Origin of the sequence: Ginsengibacter hankyongi (assembly GCF_008710285.1) — a bacterium.
In the GTDB taxonomy this organism is placed as follows: Bacteria; Bacteroidota; Bacteroidia; order Chitinophagales; family Chitinophagaceae; genus Ginsengibacter; species Ginsengibacter hankyongi.
This window is the reverse complement of the sequence record NZ_VYQF01000003.1, coordinates 268,712-291,806: the sequence shown is the minus strand read 5'-3', so window position 1 is coordinate 291,806 and position 23,095 is coordinate 268,712. Positions and strand designations below refer to the sequence as shown.

The window sequence follows — 23,095 nt, the reverse complement described above, 5'->3', positions numbered from 1 at the left end:
TTTTGGTTCCATTTTAAATTAAGCTTGTAAATAACAATACTTCCGTCGTGCCGGAAGCAGACATGGCAATACCTTTTCCCATATAAATTTCGGCCAAAATAAAATTCGCTTATATTCTCGTTTACCCTACACCGTTATAACACCTCTTCCTCTGTTATTTTGGCACCCTGCTTGCAATCGCCTGTTTACAAAAGACTACTATGAAAAAAAAACTGGCTGGTACTACCATACCTGTAACGAAAACTTTAAGCGATAATAAGAAGCCGGTAAAGGATAAACTAGGTATCGCTATTATAGGATTGGGTGAATATGCTTCAGACGAATTGGCTACAGCGCTGAAGAAAACTAAAGAATGTTACCTCGCAGGGATTGTTACAGACGAACCATCCAAAGCAAAAAAATGGAAAAAATATTTTAATATACCCGACACTAATATTTACGATTATAAGAATTTTGATAGGATTAAAGACAATGCTGACATTGATATTATATATATCGTTTTACCCAACTCTTTACATAGAGAATATGCAGTTCGTGCAGCCAAAGCCGGCAAGCATGTAATTTGCGAAAAGCCGATGGCCATTACAGTTAAGGATTGTGATAAAATGTTAACAGCTTTTGATAAAAGCGGAACAATGTTATCAATAGGGTACAGGCTTCACTTTGAGCCCCATCACATAAAAGTAATGGAGCTTGGACAAAAGAAATATTATGGAAATATTAAACGATTGATAGCAAAAAATGGTATTCCTGAAATAGATGGATGGCGGCTTGATAAAGAACTTTCCGGTGGCGGAGCACTGATGGATGTGGGAGTATATTGCGTACAGGCGGTCCGGTACACAACCGGTATGGAGCCTGTTTCAGTAACTGCAAAAGAAGGAAAGAAAACTTCTAAAAAGAAATTTAAAGAGATAGAAGAATCTATTTCGTGGCAGATGGAAATGCCCGGCGGCCTTATAGCCGAATGTGAATGCAGCTATACCAAAGAGATGAGTTTATTAAGAGCGGAAGCAGAAAGTGATTGGTTTGAATTGTCTCCTGCTTTTACGTATAGTGGCATTAAAGGAAAAACTTCATCCGGTAAAATGAACTTGCGAAATATTAATCAGCAAGTGGCTCAAATGGATGATTTTGCCAATGCGATAAAAAACAACAAACCTACGCCTGTAGATGGCGAAACGGGTAAGCAGGATGTAAAAATTTTGCAGGCTATCTACAAGGCGGTGAAGACTGGTAAGCGGGTTATAATCAAATAAGGTTATATTTTCAAGTCGTCACCATCTCTAATAACGTATGCTGTGTCGCTTTATCAATTCACTTTTTCAAAATGATAGTTGTTTTTGATATGCTTATTTAAATAAGTTCCTTTTGAGCCCGATGATTTTAATGACTGATAGACGCTTTCGGGAACATCCTTATAATCGTATATCATCCCAGACACAAAAACAATTCTTAATGTAGACGAAGTAACATCGTAAATGATATTTTTGATTACAGATGACGGCATAACATTTATACAATTATTAAATATTGAAGGTAGTTGATACCATAAAACGTTTTTATTTTTTCAATAATTTCTTAATTCAAAATTATTGCCGGGGATCTAATAAGAATTTGTAACTAACCCGCAACAAGATTTTTGATAAAATCATTAATTAATTGCAGCCGCGAATAATTGATCGAGTAATAGATATATTTTCCTTTACGCTCCGTGTATACAAGTTTGTTGTTTCTTAAAACAGCAAGATGCTGAGATGCTACACATTGTTCAATACGCAGGCTGCTATAAATCTGGGTAACTTCGATTTTTTCTTTTTCATGGATCAATAGAATTATGTCCTGCCTGAGTTTATGATTAATCGCTCTAAAAATTAAAGCGCTTTTTTTTACCTGGTAATCATCAATAACAGGCAAGCCTTTAGGGTCAACAGGTAATACCTGATTATTGTCTGGTGTCATGGGGTGAAAATGTTTAAAATCATGTTGCTTAAGTATTCACGGCAAAGATGCATTTAAAATTTTTTATTTAAAAAGTGCATTTATTTGCCCCTGAACTGTATATCCTGTTTACTTATTAAAAATTGAATATTTTCATTTATTGCCTGCAGGCACCCACACTTTTTTCCTGGCCCGCTAATCTGCCAGCAACAAAAGCGGATTTCATAATCCATGGCATAATTTTTACTTACAACTTTTAGCCGAAAACTGTAAGACCTTGTGAAGCAGGCGGCGTAAATGTTACCGTAATCTTTAGATAATTTAACTTCAAATTTATTGTCAATCATTCCTGCAATATGCTTATATGAATAAAGCCAGTCTTTCCGCTCCTTGTTTTTTATCGGGTAGTGGTGAAATGGAAGAGTTGACCCGAACCCTGGATTGGTCACAAACGCCTGTTGGGAAATTTGAAGAATGGCCAATAAGTCTTCGTACAATTGTGTCTGTTGTACTCAGTTCAAAATTTCCGATGTTTTTATGGTGGGGTGAGGAACTTACGCAGTTTTACAACGATGCGTATCGCCCAAGCCTTGGTAACGAGGGCAAGCATCCAACTGCATTGGGTCAGAAAGGAAAGGACTGCTGGCCCGAAATATGGCCTGTTATTTATCCGCTCATACAACAGGTATTAGCTGGTGGATCTACCTGGAGCGAGAATCAATTAATACCTATTTACCGCAACGGCCATTTGGAAGATGTTTATTGGACATTCTGCTACAGTCCTGCACGCAACGACGAAGGTATCATAAACGGCGTGCTGGTTACCTGTACCGAAACTACAAAACAGGTGCTTACAGAGAAGCATCTGAAAAAGCAATTAAGCAACCTGTTTTTGCAGGCACCTGTTGCCTTATGTATTTTCCGGGGCGAAAACCATATGATAGAAGTTGCTAACGAGCGCATGCTTGAACTCTGGGGAAAAAATGCCGCCGAGGTTTTAAATAAACCCCTTTTTGAAGCGATGCCCGATGCGGGTAACCAGGGTTATGAGCAACTGCTGGATGAGGTTTACAAAACCGGGAAACGCTTTATAGCAGACGAACTCCGGATTACTTTAGTAAGACATGGCAAAAGCGAAGGTATTTTTGTAAAATTTGTTTATGAACCATTGCGTGAAGAAGACGGTACTATAACGGGCATTATGGCTTTGGCCGATGAAATAACAGAGCAGGTTTTGGCAAGAAAAGAATCAGAAGAGGTGCGGGAAAGGTTTGAAACGCTGGCTAATAATATCCCTAACCTTGCGTGGATAGCAAATGCAGATGGCTACATATTTTGGTTTAACAACCGGTGGTACGAATATACCGGCACAACCCCTCAGGAAATGATAGGCTGGGGTTGGAAATCGGTGCATGATCCGTCAACATTTCCATCAGTTTTGGAGAATTGGCAGTATTCAATACAAACCGGGAAACCTTTGGAAATGGTTTTCCCGCTTAAAGGCGCGGACAACGTATTTCGCCCTTTTCTTACGAGGGTAGTGCCCATTTACAACAACCAGGGCAAGCTGATTCGCTGGTTGGGTACCAACACCGATATAACTAAACAAAAAGAAGTGGAACGGATGAAAGATAATTTTCTTTCTATTGCAAGCCATGAGCTTAAAACTCCTGTTACCACCATAAAGGCTTACGGACAAATTGCCGAGAGTATGCTGGAAGCCAATGGTGATACCCAGACGCTGGGTATGATAAAAAAGATGGGTGCGCAGATTAACAAGCTTAACAATCTTATCGACGGATTTTTGGATATAACCAAAATACAAAAAGGTACGTTCATCTATAACGATGAGGTATTTAACATGAAAGAATTATTGCAAGAGGTAGTTGCCGATATGCAGAGCATAAATAAAACACATGAAATAGAAAGTGCAGTAGTACATGAAGCATTTGTATTTGGAGATAAAAACAAAATAAGCCAGGTACTAAATAACCTCATCTCAAACGCAATAAAGTATTCGCCCGGGGCAAACCGCATAATTGTAGACAGCGAAATACAGAAAGATGGCGTGCAGGTAAGTGTTCGTGATTTTGGTATCGGCATTCCTGAAGATGAAGTTGACCATGTGTTTGAACAATTTTACCGTATAGAAGGGAATTACCAAAACAACTTTCCGGGCATGGGCATTGGCTTATATATTTGTGCAGAAATAATTAAAAGACACCGGGGCAAAATATGGGTTGACAGCATTGAAGGCAAAGGGTCCATTTTTTACGTATGGCTGCCTTTCGATTTCCGCCTCAGCTAAAGAAATAAATTTTATATAATTATCCGGGCTGAAATATTATTGACGAGCAGCCATGCAAATCAACTATTACGTTAGATTTTAGTGTATTCTTAATAGTTATACCGGCGGAATATTTTGCAAACCTCTTGTTCCGCTGGCAGGTTTTCAGTTCTGCAACTTTATCTGTTATCCTGACGGGTATATTCCAAAATTTCTACAAATGCATATGGGATATGAGTATTTTTTTACTCGGATGACTTAGTAAAATCAGGTAAAGGGCTGATAAATCCATAACTATCTTGTGGCATATAAATCGCAAAGGAACGTTGTAGATATTTCTTCAACCATTTAAAAATTTACTGATGGATTTAATTTGTTTCAGCCACATCCGGTGGGATTTTGTGTACCAGAGACCGCAGCATTTATTAACGCGGTTTGCATTTTATAACCGTGTATTTATTATAGAAGAATCGTTATTGGATGGAAAATCGAATTACTATGATATTGTTGACCAAAAGGAAAATAATGTCTTTGTAATTAAATTATACCTCTCAAGGGAACTGCATGAAGATCAGAAAGATGATATGATCAGGAGATTGATCGATGCCTTCATGTCTGCCAAGAATATTCATCAATATATTCTTTGGTATTATACCCCCATGGCTTTGGCGTATAGCGGCCATCTTCAACCGAAACTTACCGTTTACGATTGCATGGACGAATTGTCTGCATTTAAATTTGCGCATCCTGAGTTAAAAAAATATGAGGCACGCCTTTTCTCATTAGCTGATTTGGTTTTTACCGGGGGCCATTCGCTCTACGAGGCAAAGAAACATCTTCACCAAAATATTTATCCTTTTCCCAGCAGTATCGACAAAGCCCATTTTGTTACTGCAAGGAATGAGCTAACGCAACCGGCTGATCAAAAGGATATTCCTTATCCACGTATCGGTTTTTATGGAGTAATTGATGAGCGGCTGCATATTAAGTTAATAGAACAAATGGCTGACATGCGCCCGGACTGGCATTTTATTCTAATAGGGCCGGTTATAAAAATCGATCCCGCCACGCTACCGCAAAGAAATAATATTCACTACCTCGGTGGTAAAGAATACCAGGAGCTGCCTGTTTATCTTTCAGGCTGGGATATTGCAATGCTTCCATTCGAAATTAATGAATCAACAAAATACATAAGTCCTACTAAAACTCCCGAGTATTTAGCCGGAGGCAAACCTGTAATTTCCACTCCTATTACTGACGTGGTAAACCCTTATGGACAAAAAGGGTTGGTACATATTGCTGATAACGCAACAGGTTTTATAGACGCTGCTGAAAAAATATTTGCATGCAGGGATAACAAAGCCTGGCTTAAAGCGGTAGATGAATTTCTCGCTGACATGTCATGGAATAATACATGGCACCAAATGTCTGAATTAATGGAGAATGCACTTGCAAAAAAATCAATTGATCTCGTTCCAAAAATCAAAGCCTATGTTTGATTACATGATTGTGGGTGCCGGCCTCGCAGGCGGTGTGTTGGCGGAAAGGCTTGCATCGCAGGCGGGAAAAAAAGTATTGCTTGTTGAAAAAAGAAATCATATTGGTGGCAATACTTACGATCATTATAATGAGGATGGTATTCTCGTTCATAAATACGGGCCGCATATTTTCCATACCAATAGCAGGGAAGTTTTTGAATATCTCGGACAATTTACACAATGGCGTCCCTATGAGCATCGTGTGCTTGCAAGCGTCGACGGTATGCTGGTTCCTATACCTATTAACCTTAATACCATAAACGCTCTGTATGGATTAAATCTTTCTTCAGAAGAAGTAGACAGTTTCTTTGAATCTAGGGCTGAAAAGAAAGATAAGATAACAACTTCGGAAGATGTAGTAGTGAACAAAGTTGGCCGCGAATTATATAATAAATTTTTTAAAGGATACACGAAAAAACAATGGAATCTCGATCCTTCTGAACTGGATGCGTCAGTAACTGCACGTATCCCTACCCGTAATAACCGGGACAACCGGTATTTTACCGATACTTACCAGGCAATTCCCTTGCAAGGCTATACGAAACTGTTTGAGCAACTATTAAATCACCCAAATATCAAGGTGATGCTCAATACAGATTATAAGGAAGTGATTGATATAATACCTTATAAAAAAATGATCTACACCGGCCCTGTTGATTATTACTTTGATTATTGCTATGGAAAATTGCCTTACCGCTCCCTCGATTTTAAGTTTGAAACTATTGATACAGAAACATTGTTGCCAACGGGAACCGTTAACTATCCTAACGAGCAACTGTACACGCGGGTGACTGAGTATAAGTATCTAACAGGGCAAAAGCATGCTAAAACTTCGGTAGTGTATGAATATCCGAAAGACAGTGGCGATCCCTATTATCCAGTGCCCAAACCTGAAAATGCAGCCTTATATAAAAAATATCAGCAACTGGCATCCGGCAGTAAGGATGTTTATTTTGCGGGAAGACTGGCAACTTATAAATACTATAACATGGACCAGGTAGTGGCCCAGGCGTTATCGCTTTATAGAAAAATTCTTTCATCCCCCGAAATTGAATATCATGGAAATGGAATTAAAGAACCAGTTAATTAAACCGGAAATATGGGGAGGAATTGAATGTACTATCAACAGGGTTGAAAATAAATACAGGGACCAGCTTGAATATGCCGGCCATTATACCCGCGGGGCAGATATTAAAAATATAGCAGCGCTTGGTATCAAAGCTTTGCGCTACCCGGTCTTATGGGAGCGTCATCATTCAACAGGTGCAGTAAAAGATAAATGGAACTGGGTACGAAATCAACTTGAAACAATCAGGGGGCACAATATTACTCCCATCGCGGGTTTGGTTCATCACGGAAGCGGCCCCCGTTTTACTGCTTTAAATGATAACAATTTTGCAGAACATCTTGCCAAATATGCGGGCGAGGTAGCAAATCAATTTCCATGGATAGAATATTATACTCCCATAAACGAGCCTCTCACTACTGCCCGTTTCAGCGGCTTGTATGGTTTATGGTATCCGCATCATTCGGATGCTGTTAGTTTTGCTAACATGCTGCTCAACCAATTGAAAGGAGTAGTACTATCTATGAAGGCTATTCGAAAAATCAATCCTAATGCAAAGCTGGTACAAACTGAAGATCTTGCTAAAACACACAGTACCCCGTTATTAAAATACCAGGCGCTTTTTGAAAACGAAAGGCATTGGCTCACATTCGACATTCTTTGCGGCAAGGTTAATCCAAATCATTTCTTCTGGAATCATTTTATTTCATTAGGAATAAAAAAAGAAACGCTTTATTTCTTCCTGGATAATCCCTGCCCGCCCGATATAATGGGTTTTAATTATTACGTTACGTCCGAGCGTTACCTTGATGAAAAAATTCATTTACATCCTGTAAACTCTCACGGCGGCAACGGGCAACATAGCTATGCCGACTTAGCGGCCGTCCGTTTTGTGCAAACAGCGGGGCTTAAAAACCTATTGACAGAAGCGTGGGACCGTTATCATTTGCCAATCGCGCTTACTGAAGTCCATTTAAATTGCACCCGCGAAGAACAGTTACGCTGGTTTAAAGAAGCGTGGGATACTTGCTGTAATCTTAAGGCAAGTGGAATAGATATAAAGGCTGTTACAGCCTGGTCCATGCTCGGCGCTTTCGATTGGAATAGCCTGTTAACAAGAGATGAAAAGAAATATGAATCCGGGGTATTTGATGTAAGTAACAATGTACTGAGGCCAACCGCATTGGCAAAGCTTATAACCTCTCTTAACACCAATGGAACATTTGATCATCCATTAATAAATGAAAAAGGCTGGTGGCGAACAACCCCCGTCAACAATAACCATTTGAATGAAAAATCTATAGCACAATCTTTGCTTATTATAGGCAAAAACGGAACGCTTGGCAGGGCCACGCAGGAAATTTGCAAGCAAAGAAATATACCTTTCATTGCTATCGGAAGAAATGAACTTGATATTAGAAGCAAAGAACAAATTGAACAGGTAATACATCTTTACAAACCGTGGGCAATCATAAATGCTGCTGGCTATGTAAGGGTAGACGAAGCTGAATCGGATATAGAAGAATGTTTCAGCATTAATGCAACAGGTCCATATTTATTAGCAGAGTGCTGCAACAAAAAAGGGATAAAATTTATGACGTTTTCTTCGGATCTTGTTTTTGATGGAAATAAAATTTCGCCTTACCTGGAAGAAGACAGCATTCAACCTCTTAATATTTATGGAAAGAGTAAAGCCCGTGCCGAATCGCTTATTATGAATTCAAACCCATCATCGCTGATCATTCGCACCAGTGCCTTTTTTGGCCCGTGGGATAAGTATAACTTCCCTATGCAGGTAATCTCTTCATTAAAAGAAAACAGGCCTTGTAAAGTTGCTGACGACATAATTGTATCACCCACTTATGTTCCTGATTTGGTGAACACTGCGCTCGATCTATTTATTGATGATGAAGAAGGTATCTGGCATTTATCTAACGAAGGAAATATATCATGGTCTCAGTTTGCGTACGAAGTTGCCGACAGGGCAGGCGTATCTAAAGATAACCTGGTAGCATGTTCCAATGATGATATGGAATGGAAAGCCAGGCGGCCATTATACAGCGCCTTACAAAGCAGCAGGGGAGTTGCGCTTCCAAAATTTGAGAATGCATTGCAAAGATTTTTTGATGATAAAATAGTGTAATATGCCGGGATCAAAATTTATGTTTTCCACAGGGATAGAAAATAGTTATCCTACAATTGTTTTACCAGACGGAACCAGGTTTAGGGTAGATGAAATGGAAAAGACAGGCCATTATCAAAACTGGGAAAAAGATTTTCAGTTAGTAAAAGAGCTTGATATAGAATACCTGCGTTATGGACCTCCTTATTACAGCACCCATGTAGCTCCGGGAAAATATAATTGGGATTTTGCTGATGAAACTTTTAATAAATTAAAAGAATTAGAGATTATTCCTATTGTCGACTTGTGTCACTTTGGTGTGCCCGATTGGTTGGGGGATTTTCAAAATCCTGATCTACCAATGTACTTTGCTGAATATGCCGCGGCATTTGCAAAGCGATTTCCTGATTTGCAATTGTACACGCCCATTAATGAAATTTTTATAGCCGCTCAATTCTCTGCGCAATATGGCTGGTGGAATGAAAGATTGCAGTCGGACAGGGCGTTTGTAAACGCATTGAAACATCTCTGCAAAGCTAACGTGATGGCCATGCACGAAATTTTGAAAGTGCAGCCCGAAGCAACCTTTATTCAAAGTGAATCATCAGAATACTTTCATGCAATAGACCCCGAAGCAACTGCGCTGGCACGGTTCCTAAATCAAAAAAGATTTTTATCATTGGATCTTACTTATGGCTACCCGCTGAATGTGCCTATGTACGAATATCTTTTAAGTAACGGGATGACTACGGAAGAATTTCAATGGTTTACCAAGAACCAGGTGAAAGCCCGTTGTATAATGGGCAACGACTATTATGTAACCAACGAACATATTGTGCATCCGGATGGTATGACGCAGGCTGCAGGAGAAATATTTGGCTACTACGTTATAACCAGCCAATATTATAAAAGATACAAGCTGCCCATTATGCATACTGAAACCAATATTAAAATGCCCGCTTCCAAGGAGTGGCTTATAAAACAATGGGCTAACGTGCACCGGCTAAAGCATGATGGAGTGCCGGTAGTGGGCTTTACGTGGTATAGTCTTACACACCAGGTGGACTGGGACTCGGCTTTAAGGGACAATGCCGGTAATATAAATGAGTTAGGATTATACGACCTCGATAGAAAAATAATGCCCGTAGGGGAGGCGTATAAAAAATTAATACATCAGTGGAAAGACATCATTATGGAAGAAAGCTATGGTTTAATATTCCAAACCTGGTAATTACCGGGTAAAGATTATTTTATCTTTTATAATGTTAGCAGTAAATAACGAAAATAATTCTGAAGCATTAATCTCATTATTTACGTGCGCAGGCTCTTCCTTTTTTTGCATCGAATTCGGCGAAGGCTTTTCACAGAAAGCGCGTATTCCATCTATCTGTAAATTAACCGTCCTGGTAAGTTTCATTTTTAATCCCGGTGGTAATAATTGTTGCATAGGTTAAGTTTTAGAAATTATTTGCAGAAAAAAATATCCCAGTTAATTAAAGCAACCATTATTCCGAATTCAAGTTGCCCATGTTTTTAAAGTTAACGAAAAAGTTGCTTTAAATCCTCCAACCCTGTTCACCACAAAGTCGCCGTGAGCGGTAAGAGAAGCACTTTGTGACATTTGTTTGTTTGCGGCATATAACAATTGTAACCGCACTACTTGTTTAACTTTTTTTCAACTTTCTTTCTCGAGTTACCTTCAGATTTTACAGCGTCTTTCACCTTCGCAGAAGATACATCCATTTTATCTTTTTCATATTGTACTTCATAATCCTGTGCCCCGGCTACTTTAGCCCTGTCCTGGCCGCGGCCCTTAGTTGTTTTTGTACTCATACTTTGTGGTTTGCTATCATACAATAAAATCTATGCCAACAAACACTTTAAAGAAAATCGAAGGAATTGAATGGAGATAAGCCCTTTCGTAACATCACTTTACCTGAACCTTACTGTTGAAATGAAGAATTTTTTCCACATGATCCGTCAAATCAATTATATCGAAACTAAAATTCCACAAACCAGTGCTAATAATAAGCAGTCGGGGACTGGCACACTCCTTTCTTTCCATTTTAATAAATTGTTTAACCTAAAAAAGTTAACTATGCAAAACACAAAAGAAGGAAAAAGCGGAAACAAAGGAAACAGATCTTCTGACAAGTACAATGGGTCAATGGACTCTGACAAGCAGCGGGAGATGACCAACAAGGGCGGCAAAGCTTCGCATGAAACTCGTAGTGATAGTGAATCCTCCGGAAGAAAAAGCGATTCACGGGAAGGAGGACGTTAATAGCCCTTATTGTTTGTAGGAGGCTGCCGTATCCGGCAGCCTTTTTTATTTCGTTTGACCGTTGCAGTTAGTAGTGTCGCATTTCAAAATATATAGCTCGCAGCAACCCTTTCTTGCACCGGGAATATCAAAGTGGCGGGGAGTTAAAAAGCTTCAGATTAACCAGTTTATTCAGTTCGTTGTTATTACTTACAAACCTAATACTGTCTTCGGTTTTTATTTTACTCGTTACTATAAGGTAACCTCTGTTATAAATTATATCCTCTTTTAAACCATGTAAAACCCTGTTTATATACCGTATGTAAAATAATTTTTCTTTATCTTCTAAAAATTTATCACCACCAAATCTCAACTCGATACTATTTTCCATCATTGTAAGATATGGTAATTATAGTTCATTATTATATTTCGTAATTCGTCATCAAAAAGTTGTTAGTTTTATGCATGGAAAATTATTTAGTTGCGCATAAAAATGCCGAATGGAGAAGGTTAATGATTACTGCATAATTTAGTTAAGTAAGCAATTGAAATACAGAAGGTACCCTCATTATCTTTAGCTGCCCTTTTATTTCGGGCTCACACAGGTTTTATCAACGTGGGCAATATTTCTTCAGCTTACTTCCATTTTTAAAAGTTCTTTTAAAACGATAAACTTTTTGCTACAAGTGTTGTTATTATGCCTGAATTATTAGCCGTAGCAGATAGTAAAATCACTGCCCTGGATAATTTTTCATAAAACTTAAATATTTTTTTAAGCCTATTACCTCTAGACTTATGATGAAAGTGTTGGTTGCTGACGATGATGCCGCTATACTGGAAGTTGTTGACCTTATTTTAAGCCACCATGGATTTAAAGTAAAACCAATAATGAAAGGAAAAGATATTTTGAAACAGGTAGAATCGTTTAAGCCTGACGTAATACTGCTGGATGTTAATCTATCGGGACATGATGGAATGGAAATATGTAAAGAATTAAAATCTGACGAAAACCCCTGTAAACATATTCCCGTTATTTTGTTTTCTGCAATTCACGATTTAAAAAGCAAGCATGTGGAATGCGAAGCAGATGACTTTTTACCAAAGCCTTTCGACAATGATCAGTTAATAAAGAAGATTAAGAAGCATGCAATGAAAAATTAGCCGGTCGTGAGAGCGTTCAAAGTACTTGGGTCAGTAGTCAATTATCTGGAAGAGATTTATTGCACAAGATCCGGCCCGGGCTTAATGCTTTCGCCTTATTATCGTCACGAAGATTTGTCCATTTAACTATGCACAGGGCAGCTGTACCGGAAATTTGTATCGTTTAGCCTAAACCGTTAGCCCAAACAAAAAACTATGGATGAAGTTAAGTACAAATGCTGAATAATGAAAGTCCGCCTGTGCTGTAGCCGATGGCGTTACAAAAGATGAGGATTTGCAGTTTCGGCCGGCAAAGCAGCAAACCGCTTTTCTGCTGCACTTTACCGGTCGATGTTGGTATGGGGTTTATCTTTCCCGGCTTTTCTGCCAATTCTCGTAGGTCATCTCAAATTTAATTTCCTTAGGTCCGTGTGTTCCAACTTCAATCCAGCCTGCTTTTTTATAAAACTTTTCAGCTCTTGTATTAAATGCTGTTCCCAGCCAAACTTTTTCTTTGGTCTGCGTAAAATACCAATCAAGCATTAATTTATGAAGTTGTTGCCCAATTCCTTTCTTTTCAAATTCAGGCTGTAAGAATAATGCCCAAATATTATTGCCCTTCAAGTCTGCAATTGCAAACCCAACTATTTGGCTATCAATTTCGCAAACCCAACCCTTTCCTCTAACAGTCAAAAAGATTTCACAATCTTTATCGGTCACTAAATTTGGATTCGATAAAGTATTTTCATAGACCGAATTTCTAACAATTTGAATCTGTTTAATATCTTCAATTTTTGCTTCTCTGTAAATCATTATTAGTACAAATCATTCTTATCAAAATGTGGGCTGTATAGAAGCCAACGTTAGGTCCTGATGCTATGCCGGAAATCAATATCTTTTAGCCCGGAACGTTGGCCTAACCTGCCTGCAGGCAGGTTAAAAAACTATTAATGAAGTTAAGTACAAATCCTTAAAATTGGAAGTCGGCATGGGTTGCTGCTGGTGGCGTTATAAATGATGAGGATTTGCTCTTCATCCGGCATGAAGAGCTTATTTTCATAACTGAATGGTTTCCGGACATACGCGTTGAGCCTGGCATTTTGGTATTTGTTTTTACAGTTTATTATTTTCCTTTAAGCCATTGTATAAGGCTGAAAATTACTTTAAAGTTCACTCTTCCTTCTGCATCCCCTCCAGCCAAATCAACTCCAACATCAATAAAGCGATCATCTTTCACCGTGAAGCGCTTGCCAGCTCCCAGCGTGAAAGAAATAGTTGAAAAACGATCTCCTAAGTCAATATCCGTTCCAGCCAGTCCATTAATAAAAAATCCGGAAGTGCCAAACTGGTATTTGTAGCCACCTTGAAGTGAAAGAAAAGTGAGTCTTCGAGGGCCGTAGCCAATCGTTCTCTCTTTATAGCCCCAGGAAGTTAAAGCGATCTTTAAAAGCAGCGCACTTCTGTTGGAAAAATTGTACTGGCCAATTGCCTCTAAGCCGCCACCTGTTTTCAGAATACTCGGAAATCCGTCACTTCCAATCGGAAAAGAAATCAGCGGGCCTGCTTCAATACTTTTGTCGCCTTTCTGGGCTTGGGCCACTCCAAAAAGACCAACTAATATCAATGTAAAGATGACTCTTTTTTTCATCTATTAACTGTGGTTTAATGAAGCTTTTCGTTGCCTTAAAATTTCAAATTGAAATTTATTATCATTAACATTGAAGCATTGGCGAAGGCAGCCGATGACCGTTGCCTTTGTTTGCGGTTTGTTGTTATTGTTTGTCCACTGTGTAATTCAGTTCAGTTACGCCGCATGTAAATGGTCGGGTACCCAATAGGTTTAGTTTTATTTTATCTTTGATATCTACAAACAATGGAATGCCATGTCCAAGAATAATTGGATTAACAAATAGCCAGTAACCATCAATTAAGTTCAGTTGAATAAGTGAATGCGTTGCTGACGGGCTACCAAACAGCAAGATATCTCCACCTGCCTGTTGTTTTATTTCATTTATCCTGTCCGGAAGGTTATCGCGGATAATGGTTGTATTAGTCAAACCCGCTTCTTTCAATGTTTTTGATAAAACAACTTTGTGAACTTTGTTATACCATTTTGAATGTTCAATGTCGTGCCTGCTCGCTCCCGGCTGGTCTGCTGCTGTAGGCCAGTAATTTTCCATCATCTGGTAAGTTACCCGCCCATATAATGCCGTGTCCCCTTCGCTTATCCGCTTACCGACATAATCAAAAATTTCTTCATCTACTTTAATCCAGTTCATTTCTCCGTTTGGCCCTGCTACAAAGCCGTCAAGTGATATATGCATAAACGAAATTATCTTTCTCATATGGTTCTGTTTTTTATTATTGTTTAAGGTTTATTACTCACTAATAAATTAAGATAGTTTTCAAGCCGGTTTAAAGTTTGCTTGCCGCCTTCAATGGCATTTACCTTTCTATTTAATTCTTCAATAATTGCTTTTGACTTAAAGACCGACTTCATGGTCAATAATGTTTTTCCTTCAACCTCTTCAAATAAAACTGTAACTGTAAAATTGTAATCATCACTCCTTTCACCAGAGTGTTTATAAGATAAAAGAGAAGGCTTTTTTACTTCTACATACTCAATTTTATTATCCCAATCGCGTCCCATACCGTGCATAATAAAATCCCACGTGTTGCCTGGTTCCACCGTCATTGACTTAGTAGTTAGCGAAAAACCGTTTGGCCCCCACCATTCTTTTATATGTGCCGGGTTGGTCCATACTTCCCAAACCAAATCCCTGGGCGCATCAAGAATTCTTGTATGTATAAGAATGTTCTCTTCCTGTTTGAATGTATTGTAATTTTCCATTTGCCTATTTTTTCTTTTTTTGAATTTTAGCCAGGTAACTTTCCAATGAGTCAAGCTTATTGTCCCAGAATTTCCGGTATTGGTCTACCCAGTCTGCTACTTCATTTAATCTTTCGAGCTTCGCTTCGCAATATCTTTCCCGGCCTTGTTGCCTGATTATAACAAGGCCACAATCGTTAAGGAATTGAACATGCAATGAAACCGCTTGCCTCGTCATGTCAAACTCTTTGGCAATAGTATTTACATTCAGTGATTTCCGGGCCAGCATGCCTATAATTTGCCTGCGGGTTGGGTCTGCTATTGCCTGGAAGATGTCTCTTGATTGTGTCATAATGTGCAAGTAATTTATTGCAAATATATGCGCAAGGTTTTACTTGCGCAAATTTTTTTGCTCTTATTTTGATAAGTCAATAAATAGAAGCTATGTCGGCCAGTTTAGATTCGCTCTTTAATGAAGGCTAACGTCAAGGCCTGATGCTGGTCAAGCCCAAACTGAAGACTGTCTTTGGTTCGATGTGCGTTCGTTCGTTTAGGTATTTATTCAAGATTGTACTCTCTTCGTCAGCCGGCTTAACGCCAAACGATGGTGGCAGCTCGGGTTTTTATCTGTCAGCAATTTCTTACTCAAAAAAAACGTTTATTCATCGTGTCAATTACTACTTCAATTCCGTCTTTTCTTAACCACTCGTATTCTGTTGTAGCAAGATTACCAGCGGTATAGTGTAATTGTTTCTTATTGTCTGTTGCTGCTTCGTAAACAACATTTGCAATACTTTCGGGTGTATCACGTTTGGTGTTTGCATCTGCTCTCATCGTCATTATGTATTTATTAAAAACTTCCTGATAACCCTGATGAAAAACCATTTGTGCATTGCTGCCAAAGTTGGTTTGCATATAAGCCGGCACTATTGTTTTGATACTTACACCAAATCCGTTTAATTCATAACTCATTCCCTCTGTCCACGTTTCTAACGCTGATTTTGTTGCTGCATAAACGGCAACAAACGGATAAGGAATGTTTGCTGTGGAAGATGTTACAGTAATAATTGTTCCGCTTTTTCGTGCTCTGAAATAAGGAAGAATCGACTTTGTAACAAGAATTGTCCCCAAAAAATTGGTGTTAATTTGTTGTTCTAATTGCTCGTCAGTAGTTCCTTCAAAAGCACCCATAAGTCCATAAGCTGCGTTATTAAATAATACGTCTATCGGGCTTATTTTTTCTGCTTCAGAAGCTACTTCAGCAATTTGTTTTGTATTGCTGATATCCAACTTCAGGAGATGAATGTTTAGCAACTGTGTAAGTTCTGTTTCTTTTTCGGGTTGTCGCATCGCAGCAATTACAGTCCAACCTTTTGAGGCAAATAATTTAGCGGTTGCTTTTCCTAATCCTGATGAAGCACCTGTAATGAAAATTGTTTTGTTCATTTTTTATTTTTTAAAATTGATGATGCAAAAATGCACCACTAAAAAATGAACTCATTTACCATTTGGTAAAAAGTAACTTAGCGAATGTTTTTTCTTATTCTACTTAGTGATTGTTGTGTAATTCCTAAATATGAAGCAATGTATGATAAAGGAATGCGATTGACAAGTGTTGGGTATTTTTCCATAAATTCCAAATAGCGTGTAGTTGCGTCTTGTGATACTAATGGACTTACTCTTTCAAGTTTTTGGGCAAGTGATTTATTGGTAATCTTTTGAATGATACTTTCCCAATCAATTATAGTATCGGAAATTTCTTTCCAATCCTGATTTGAAAACACAAGTAGTTTACAATTTGTTGCCGCCTGGATATATTCTGTAGAAGGCACGTTTTTTAAGTTAAAAAGTAAATGCTTTTCTTCAATGAAAATTTTAGTAATTTCTTCGCCCTTGTTATTGTAATAACAAATACGAAGAATACCCTCAATAATAAACCCCACTTGTTTCAAAACTTTTCCTACTTCTGCAAAATAGTCATCTTTGTCAAGTTCTATTTCTTTTGCTTTGCTTGTAATCAGGTCAATTTGCTGTTTGTTCAAGTTGCCATATTGCAGAATATATTCTATAAACTCTTTCATCACTGCAAAGTTAGTAACAGTTGTTTTGGATTATTTATCATTTGGTAAAAAAGTGTCTTTGCTTGTCCATAGGCTGTATGTCTCAACGGTTGTCTTTATGGGACTTTCATTTACTTTTAATTGTATAAAGGAAAAATCAAAAACAGAGCAATTAAGAAAAAAAGGTTTACTTAATTAAAGTTTGAACAAGGCCAGCTTATTATAACAATTGATTGTGAAACTAAATTGAAATAATTTGAAGGGATAACAATAATTTCAATTATTTAAATCTAATGAATGCCATTTTAAATTTCTTCATCAGTTCCGTATTATTTTCAAATTTAAATTTTCAATCCAGGTCTGATGCGATTCTGGGAAAATGGATAAACATACAAGGAAACCTGGAAGTGGAAGTTTATAAACAAGGCAATGACATGAAAGCAAAACTTTTATGGTTTGATGACAGTGATGATAAAAGTAAGCCCATGAATGTAAGAACAGATGAAAAAAATCCGGACAAGAGTTTACGTTCCCGTAAATTAATTGGGATAGATGTGTTACGCAATCTAAAGTACTACCCCGATGAAAATGAATGGGACAACGGCAAAATTTACGATTCCAGTTCAGGCAAGGAGTGGTCCTCTGAGGCATGGATTACAAAAGATGGTTTGCTAAAAGTTAAAGGCTACTGGGTTTTTAAATTTTTATCTCAGACCGAAACATTTAGAAGACCATAATACCGATCTTTAAAATCTTATTATTAGCATAATGCATCACCTGATTACTTTTCTCTCTCACAGTTCGGACGAAACAGAAGCGTTGACTTTTTCCCTGGCATTATTAGTATGCTGGAACATTGAGCGCATGGCCGGCCTTGCTGTAAATTATACTAAACTGAAACACGCTTTTCTAAATGCCCAATTTATTTTAACGGGATTAATACCTCAATTTGTAACAGGTTATTTCTTTGTAAAAGCTATTCGATGGACAACAATGCACAATTTTGGAATATTACACCATTTGCCTTATGTGCAACATCCGGTTATTTTGTTTCTAATGTCCTTTGTATTTCTTGATTTGGGCGAATATATATATCATGTAATCATGCATAAGGTTGACAGGCTTTGGATGTTTCATGCTGTTCATCACTGCGATCACATAGTGGACGTCTCTACCACATTACGGGAGCACCCGTGCGAAAACCTCATTCGTAATCTTTTTACCATAATATGGATATTTTTTAGCGGTGCTCTGTTCTGGACAGTATTCCTGCGGCAACTCATCCAGATTTTTTCAAACCTTTTGGCACATATGAATTACAGGTTGCCTGAAAAATTAGATTCCATAATAGGATTGGTATTTATAACTCCTAACCTTCACCAGGTTCACCATCATTATCAACGCCCGAATACTGACAGTAACTATGGAGATGTGCTAAGTATCTGGGACCGGCTTTTCGGTACTTTTAACCGGGTGCCCTATAAAGACATTGTGTTTGGCGTGGACACTTACATGGACCAGCAGGCAAATTCCAAATATCTTTCTTTGTTGAAATTACCCTTTGGCAAAATCCATAAAAGAAAATTACCCGTGCAGTTAACCGAAAATGAAATTAATTAAAATTTTTTTTTGGGGATTATTAATAAGCTTTCTTGGTACCCTGCCTTTTAGTCCATTGAATATTACTGCAATGCAACTAAGCGTTCACGATAGTGTGGCACACGCTATGTACTTTTCGTTAGGCACTCTTTTAACAGAAATAATCTATGTGCGCATATCACTTGCAGGTATTCACTGGATCATTCAGCGTAAGATAATTTTTAAATGGATGGAGTGGATAACACTCCTCTTAATAATTGCCCTGGCTGCCGGAAGTTTTTATGCCGCCTCCGGTACACATGAAACAGGGAATGTACTCTTATATAGTAGCATCAATCCGTTTCTGTTAGGTATGTTTATGAGCGCTATAACGGTAATGCATATTCCTTTTTGGTTTGGGTGGAGTACAATTTTATTTACAAAGAAAATCTTGCATCCTACCAACTTGTTTTATAATATTTACATCGTTGCCATTGGAGCCGGAACGTTTTTAGCAAATTGCATTTTTATTTTTGGTGGGTTATATATCATAAAAAAATTAAACAACAATCAGCACATCTTAAACCTTATTTTAGGATGGGTTTTTGTTTTGACAGCGATAATTCAATTTACAAAAATCGTTTGGTTTAAGCCAAAGGAGGTTACGGTGTGGAAAGAGTAAATTTTAAACTAAAATAATTACGGTCTGATATGTGCTTGTAAATTATTTATTGGAAATAAACTTTAAAAATTTATAACATGAAAAATTACAAAACTGTCTTATGTATTCTCTGTTTTTTTGCTTGTTCCACTGGATTTTCACAGTCACGAGACACTTTAATACAATTATATAATACCCAGACTATTTATCACTATGGCAATAAATATATAAAAGGGAACCAAAAATTAAGTTACCAGGATTTAAGATTAGAATTTACTGCTCCTGAAACGCGGGAAATGTATAAAAAATCGAAGAGAAGGTTAATTATCAGCAGGGCTTTTAATGTAGCTTCCCTTGCAATAATTATAACATCTGTTTTCACAAAAACGAATGTAACAGGCTCAATAGAATTTGCGGCAAGCACAGGTGTATTGGGTTTAGCCGGTATTTATTATCAAACCCAATCTTCCAAATTTGTGGAAAGGGCCCTTTGGGAGAGAAATAGGGAGGTACTGGACGAGAGATTTTCTCATTAAAAAATTAAATCAGATTATTTTTTATTTGCAACGACATCCGGTTAAATAAATTGCAACATCATTGCTATAATAGTTTTTGTCAATACTCTTTTGGCTTGTACTTTGCGGCCTTTAAAACCCCTTTTCGTCTACAACAAAAATATATGGATCCTGATTCATCTAATATTATTTTAATAGGCTGATCTTTCGCAGGAACGCTTTGCTTTCCCACGACGGGTATAAAAAGTAAAAGCATAATGATTGTCACCAAAAAAATTACCGGGTTACTATTTCTACTTTTAGAATTTTTCAATGGATTTGCCCAAACTGATGATAGTGCGAAACATGGTTGGACCAATCATTTTCAGTTTACTTATATAGCACAAAAACATACAGCCTTTCCTTCAAAATATAGTGGACAAAACAGCCTTGCCGATTCCGTTGAACCCGCAGCGAAAAGTATTACAGCTACTTTATTTCTGGGTAGAAAATTATGGAGAGGGGGAACATTTTATTTAAATCCCGAAGTTTCTGGTGGTAATGGTTTAAGTTTTGCGACGGGGGTTGCAGGTGCATTGAACGGCGAAACCTATCGTATAGGCTCTGCAGCTCCCGCTGCGTTTATTGCAAGAGCTTATTTTCAACAATATTTTAGATTAGGGGTTACAGATTCAATAGAAGTTAAAGATGATGCAAATCAAATTTCTGATAAAATTCCTTCCAGCCGCATTACCATTTCAGCAGGCAAATTTTCAGTAAGCGATTTTTTTGATGATAATAAATACAGTAAAGATCCCCGTTCACAATTTTTTAATTGGGCTTTATGGGCAAACGGTGCATGGGATTATCCTGCTAATACCCGCGGCTATACTTTTGGTTTGGTAACCGAACTAATAAAACCCAATTGGACGGTAAGATTTTCAAGCGTTGCAGTTCCGCGTATAGCTAACTATCATTTAATGGAATATAATTTCAAGGCCCATTCCGAAACGATTGAGTTTGAACATACAATTTTTATCGGCAAAAAGCCGGGCGCGGTTCGTTTGATTGTTAGTAATACGCATTCCCAGGCGCCGTCTTATGCAGAAGGAATGAAAGCACTTGACACCAATAACACTTTTTTATTGAATGTAATCCAGGGAAAAACGGAGCATAAAAGTTATGGAGGTAAAAAGTTTGCTGTGGGGTTAAATGTCGAACAGGAAATCACTAATGGAGTAGGGGTCTTTTCAAGAATAGGATGGAATGATGGAAAGCATGTTACTTGGGCCTTTACTGAAATTGACAGAACAGCTAACGTGGGATTATCTCTGAAAGGAAATCGATGGAAGAGGCAAAATGATGTTGTTGGGATCGCAACTGTTATTAATGGAATATCCAAAGAGCACAGAAATTATTTAAAGGCCGGTGGGTACGGTTTTATTATCGGGGATGGAAAACTTAGTTATGCAAATGAGGCCATAATGGAAACTTTCTATAATGCAAAACTTTCAAATTTATTTTGGCTCACATTAGATTACCAGTTTGTGACCAATCCCGGCTATAATAAAGATCGCGGACCTGCACATGTATTTGGGGTTAGGGGGCATATTGAATTTTAACCCTCCCGATATTTGATTTTAAAAAATTAACTTGTCATTGAAATCTGGAATTTCAATTTTGGTGTCTTGCCGCAACGTAAATGCAGTTTGAAGAGTTAGTAAAACTGTCAATAAAGAAAATCTATTTCTTGTCATGCTTTGATGAATATTTAGGGTGTGTCCGCAACGTTCAGGGCTTGGCGAAGTGCGGGACATCTGCGTTCCGTCCGCCTGGCTTACTGAAGTTGATGAATGTTTTATTGTTCAAATTAAAGATTTATGTTCAATAGCGATCGGTCAGCCGGCACAAAAGCTAAATTGAAAAAATCAAGTTGAAGAACGTTATTCGTCAGCCCACATTTTGCCAAACCCCTTGTTGTGTGCAGTACTTTTACTTTTATGCTGTTTCATCTTCAAAAGAAATTGTCTTGTCACCACACTGAATGCACTCTGTAGCTAAAGCAAACCATGTAATGTCATTTGGACTGTCGCTGTCTTCTGGAACTTCAAAGCCGACTGCGACCTTGAAATTTCCTTTGCCACATTTGCGGCAAGAAATCTTGTCTGAAAATTCTGATTTTATTCCTGCAAACTCAGATGTTGAATAAAAACTTGCTGGATGCTTTCTTGTGTCATATGCAAGAAACGACGTTCCGCTTATGGTTGAAGTCAATTTAATAGCTTTTGGAAAGAGTTCCTCAGCTTCTGTCTCTGGCAATTGAACCTCAAAAGTGTAATTGTCTTTGTCTGCTACATCATACACACGACAGGTTTCTTCCCCATGCCCACACCAATTACCGTCAATCAATAATTCAGCTACACCGTTTTTGTCGGGCTCTTTTACAAATTCCCGAATATAATCGGGTGAATGTTTTACATCCGTATCTAGCACGGTCATTTGGGTTATTTAAAGATTTAAGATTAGTTACGTCGTATTGCACACAACGGTAGGGCCTTGCTGCTGTGCGATTTCTTATTCGTCTGCCCCGCACCAAAGCCCAATAAAATTACTGATGATGAAGATAAGCACAAATGCTAAATAGAATTCCGTCTGCCCCTAACTACTGCTGATAGCGAACAAAAAGATTATGATTTATTCTTCTGCCAGCATAGCCAGCAAACCCAATGTTGGCAGATGTCGAAGCAAAGACTAAATTCAAATATCATTTCCGATGCAGGATGCTAACTCATTTTTTTAGTATAATCGGAATTTGTTTTGTTGTAGTACTCATTGAGTTTAAAATAAAATTCCTTTTTACCTTTTAATAAATCATCTGGATACTTCTCAAATAAATTCAATTGATTAATTGCCCATGATTTTATGTTATCTACTTCCGAGTGCTTTGAAACTAAGCGTTGCTTAGGTAATTTTAAAAATTCTTCAACAAAAATGTTTTCGTATTGTACATGTTCACTATTCAGACTAATGTCGTAACGACATTCCCAACTATACGGGGAATAAACAAATTGAACATTTACATTCTCTGATTTGAAACACAGAAAGTCTTTCCTGT

General features: G+C 37.9%; 26 protein-coding genes. 13 read left to right on the top strand and 13 right to left on the bottom strand.

All coding sequences use genetic code 11. The annotated features are described in order from the left end of the window. Positions 1-200 precede the first annotated feature (200 nt). Positions 201-1,259, top strand: a complete 1,059-nt coding sequence (locus FW778_RS13540; protein WP_150415294.1) for a Gfo/Idh/MocA family protein — start codon at positions 201-203, stop codon at positions 1,257-1,259. Between the two features lie 53 nt (positions 1,260-1,312). Here the strand turns inward: FW778_RS13540 and FW778_RS13535 are convergent, their stop codons facing one another. Together FW778_RS13535 and FW778_RS13530 are read right to left on the bottom strand one after the other, a co-directional pair. Beyond that, positions 1,313-1,510, bottom strand: coding sequence for a KTSC domain-containing protein (locus tag FW778_RS13535; RefSeq protein WP_150415293.1), 198 nt, complete (start codon positions 1,508-1,510; stop codon positions 1,313-1,315). Between the two features lie 113 nt (positions 1,511-1,623). After that, a complete protein-coding gene (locus tag FW778_RS13530; protein WP_150415292.1) occupies positions 1,624-1,962 on the bottom strand; it encodes an ArsR/SmtB family transcription factor in 339 nt (112 codons plus the stop codon). A 343-nt stretch (positions 1,963-2,305) separates the two neighbouring features. Between FW778_RS13530 and FW778_RS13525 the strand changes: the two genes are divergently transcribed. The 5 genes from FW778_RS13525 (at position 2,306) to FW778_RS13505 (ending at position 10,185) form a co-directional block, all read left to right on the top strand. Continuing rightward, on the top strand, positions 2,306-4,249 hold the full coding sequence (locus FW778_RS13525) for a PAS domain-containing sensor histidine kinase (RefSeq protein WP_150415291.1): 1,944 nt from the start codon (positions 2,306-2,308) through the stop codon (positions 4,247-4,249). Positions 4,250-4,590: 341 nt separating this feature from the next. Next, positions 4,591-5,727, top strand: a complete 1,137-nt coding sequence (locus FW778_RS13520; RefSeq protein ID WP_150415290.1) for a glycosyltransferase family 1 protein — start codon at positions 4,591-4,593, stop codon at positions 5,725-5,727. Next, positions 5,720-6,856, top strand: coding sequence for a UDP-galactopyranose mutase (gene glf / locus FW778_RS13515; RefSeq protein ID WP_150415289.1), 1,137 nt, complete (start codon positions 5,720-5,722; stop codon positions 6,854-6,856). The genes FW778_RS13520 and glf overlap by 8 nt, the downstream gene beginning before the upstream one ends. Further along, entirely contained in the window at positions 6,825-8,975 is a 2,151-nt protein-coding gene (locus FW778_RS13510) for a family 1 glycosylhydrolase (RefSeq protein ID WP_235906253.1), read from the top strand. The genes glf and FW778_RS13510 overlap by 32 nt, the downstream gene beginning before the upstream one ends. A gap of 1 nt (position 8,976) precedes the next feature. Then, positions 8,977-10,185, top strand: coding sequence for a family 1 glycosylhydrolase (locus FW778_RS13505; RefSeq protein ID WP_150415288.1), 1,209 nt, complete (start codon positions 8,977-8,979; stop codon positions 10,183-10,185). Here the strand turns inward: FW778_RS13505 and FW778_RS13500 are convergent, their stop codons facing one another. Together FW778_RS13500 and FW778_RS13495 are read right to left on the bottom strand one after the other, a co-directional pair. Next, positions 10,186-10,401, bottom strand: a complete 216-nt coding sequence (locus tag FW778_RS13500) for a hypothetical protein (RefSeq protein WP_150415287.1) — start codon at positions 10,399-10,401, stop codon at positions 10,186-10,188. A 209-nt stretch (positions 10,402-10,610) separates the two neighbouring features. Then, positions 10,611-10,787, bottom strand: a complete 177-nt coding sequence (locus FW778_RS13495) for a DUF3606 domain-containing protein (RefSeq protein WP_150415286.1) — start codon at positions 10,785-10,787, stop codon at positions 10,611-10,613. A 265-nt stretch (positions 10,788-11,052) separates the two neighbouring features. Between FW778_RS13495 and FW778_RS13490 the strand changes: the two genes are divergently transcribed. After that, a complete protein-coding gene (locus FW778_RS13490; protein ID WP_150415285.1) occupies positions 11,053-11,238 on the top strand; it encodes a general stress protein in 186 nt (61 codons plus the stop codon). A gap of 127 nt (positions 11,239-11,365) precedes the next feature. Here the strand turns inward: FW778_RS13490 and FW778_RS13485 are convergent, their stop codons facing one another. Next, the gene (locus tag FW778_RS13485; RefSeq protein WP_150415284.1) at positions 11,366-11,611 is read right to left on the bottom strand and encodes a hypothetical protein; all 246 of its coding nucleotides are present in this window, start codon (positions 11,609-11,611) and stop codon (positions 11,366-11,368) included. A 401-nt stretch (positions 11,612-12,012) separates the two neighbouring features. Between FW778_RS13485 and FW778_RS13480 the strand changes: the two genes are divergently transcribed. Continuing rightward, positions 12,013-12,378 carry a response regulator gene (locus tag FW778_RS13480; RefSeq protein WP_150415283.1) on the top strand — a complete coding sequence of 122 codons (366 nt, stop codon included), beginning with the start codon at positions 12,013-12,015 and terminating at the stop codon, positions 12,376-12,378. Between the two features lie 345 nt (positions 12,379-12,723). On the opposite strand, the gene FW778_RS13475 is transcribed toward FW778_RS13480, so the two are convergent. From FW778_RS13475 to FW778_RS13445, 7 genes are all read right to left on the bottom strand, one after another. Beyond that, on the bottom strand, positions 12,724-13,170 hold the full coding sequence (locus FW778_RS13475; RefSeq protein WP_150415282.1) for a GNAT family N-acetyltransferase: 447 nt from the start codon (positions 13,168-13,170) through the stop codon (positions 12,724-12,726). 310 nt (positions 13,171-13,480) lie between these two features. Beyond that, on the bottom strand, positions 13,481-14,005 hold the full coding sequence (locus tag FW778_RS13470; RefSeq protein ID WP_150415281.1) for a hypothetical protein: 525 nt from the start codon (positions 14,003-14,005) through the stop codon (positions 13,481-13,483). Between the two features lie 124 nt (positions 14,006-14,129). Then, the gene (locus tag FW778_RS13465) at positions 14,130-14,702 is read right to left on the bottom strand and encodes a dihydrofolate reductase family protein (protein ID WP_150415280.1); all 573 of its coding nucleotides are present in this window, start codon (positions 14,700-14,702) and stop codon (positions 14,130-14,132) included. Positions 14,703-14,725: 23 nt separating this feature from the next. Further along, positions 14,726-15,208, bottom strand: a complete 483-nt coding sequence (locus FW778_RS13460) for an SRPBCC domain-containing protein (RefSeq protein WP_150415279.1) — start codon at positions 15,206-15,208, stop codon at positions 14,726-14,728. Positions 15,209-15,212: 4 nt separating this feature from the next. Next, the gene (locus FW778_RS13455; RefSeq protein WP_150415278.1) at positions 15,213-15,539 is read right to left on the bottom strand and encodes an ArsR/SmtB family transcription factor; all 327 of its coding nucleotides are present in this window, start codon (positions 15,537-15,539) and stop codon (positions 15,213-15,215) included. Between the two features lie 293 nt (positions 15,540-15,832). Then, the gene (locus FW778_RS13450; RefSeq protein ID WP_150415277.1) at positions 15,833-16,633 is read right to left on the bottom strand and encodes an SDR family oxidoreductase; all 801 of its coding nucleotides are present in this window, start codon (positions 16,631-16,633) and stop codon (positions 15,833-15,835) included. 77 nt (positions 16,634-16,710) lie between these two features. Next, a complete protein-coding gene (locus tag FW778_RS13445; RefSeq protein ID WP_150415276.1) occupies positions 16,711-17,268 on the bottom strand; it encodes a Crp/Fnr family transcriptional regulator in 558 nt (185 codons plus the stop codon). Between the two features lie 272 nt (positions 17,269-17,540). Here FW778_RS13445 and FW778_RS13440 point away from each other — a divergent pair, with 272 nt between their 5' ends. The 5 genes from FW778_RS13440 to FW778_RS13420 all read left to right on the top strand — a co-directional run bounded on the left by FW778_RS13440 (position 17,541) and on the right by FW778_RS13420 (position 21,602). Continuing rightward, entirely contained in the window at positions 17,541-17,984 is a 444-nt protein-coding gene (locus FW778_RS13440) for a DUF2147 domain-containing protein (protein ID WP_150415275.1), read from the top strand. Positions 17,985-18,015: 31 nt separating this feature from the next. Continuing rightward, the gene (locus FW778_RS13435; protein ID WP_150415274.1) at positions 18,016-18,867 is read left to right on the top strand and encodes a sterol desaturase family protein; all 852 of its coding nucleotides are present in this window, start codon (positions 18,016-18,018) and stop codon (positions 18,865-18,867) included. Then, complete coding sequence (locus FW778_RS13430) at positions 18,854-19,507, top strand: LysE family transporter (protein WP_150415273.1); 654 nt, start codon at positions 18,854-18,856, stop codon at positions 19,505-19,507. Before FW778_RS13435 ends, FW778_RS13430 begins: the two co-directional genes overlap by 14 nt. Before the next feature lie 77 nt (positions 19,508-19,584). After that, on the top strand, positions 19,585-20,022 hold the full coding sequence (locus FW778_RS13425; protein WP_150415272.1) for a hypothetical protein: 438 nt from the start codon (positions 19,585-19,587) through the stop codon (positions 20,020-20,022). 236 nt (positions 20,023-20,258) lie between these two features. After that, a complete protein-coding gene (locus FW778_RS13420; protein WP_150415271.1) occupies positions 20,259-21,602 on the top strand; it encodes a carbohydrate porin in 1,344 nt (447 codons plus the stop codon). 376 nt (positions 21,603-21,978) lie between these two features. Here FW778_RS13420 and FW778_RS13415 read toward each other — a convergent pair whose 3' ends face one another. Continuing rightward, positions 21,979-22,479: a hypothetical protein gene (locus FW778_RS13415; RefSeq protein ID WP_150415270.1), complete on the bottom strand. Its 501-nt coding sequence runs from the start codon at positions 22,477-22,479 to the stop codon at positions 21,979-21,981. Positions 22,480-23,095 lie beyond the last annotated feature (616 nt).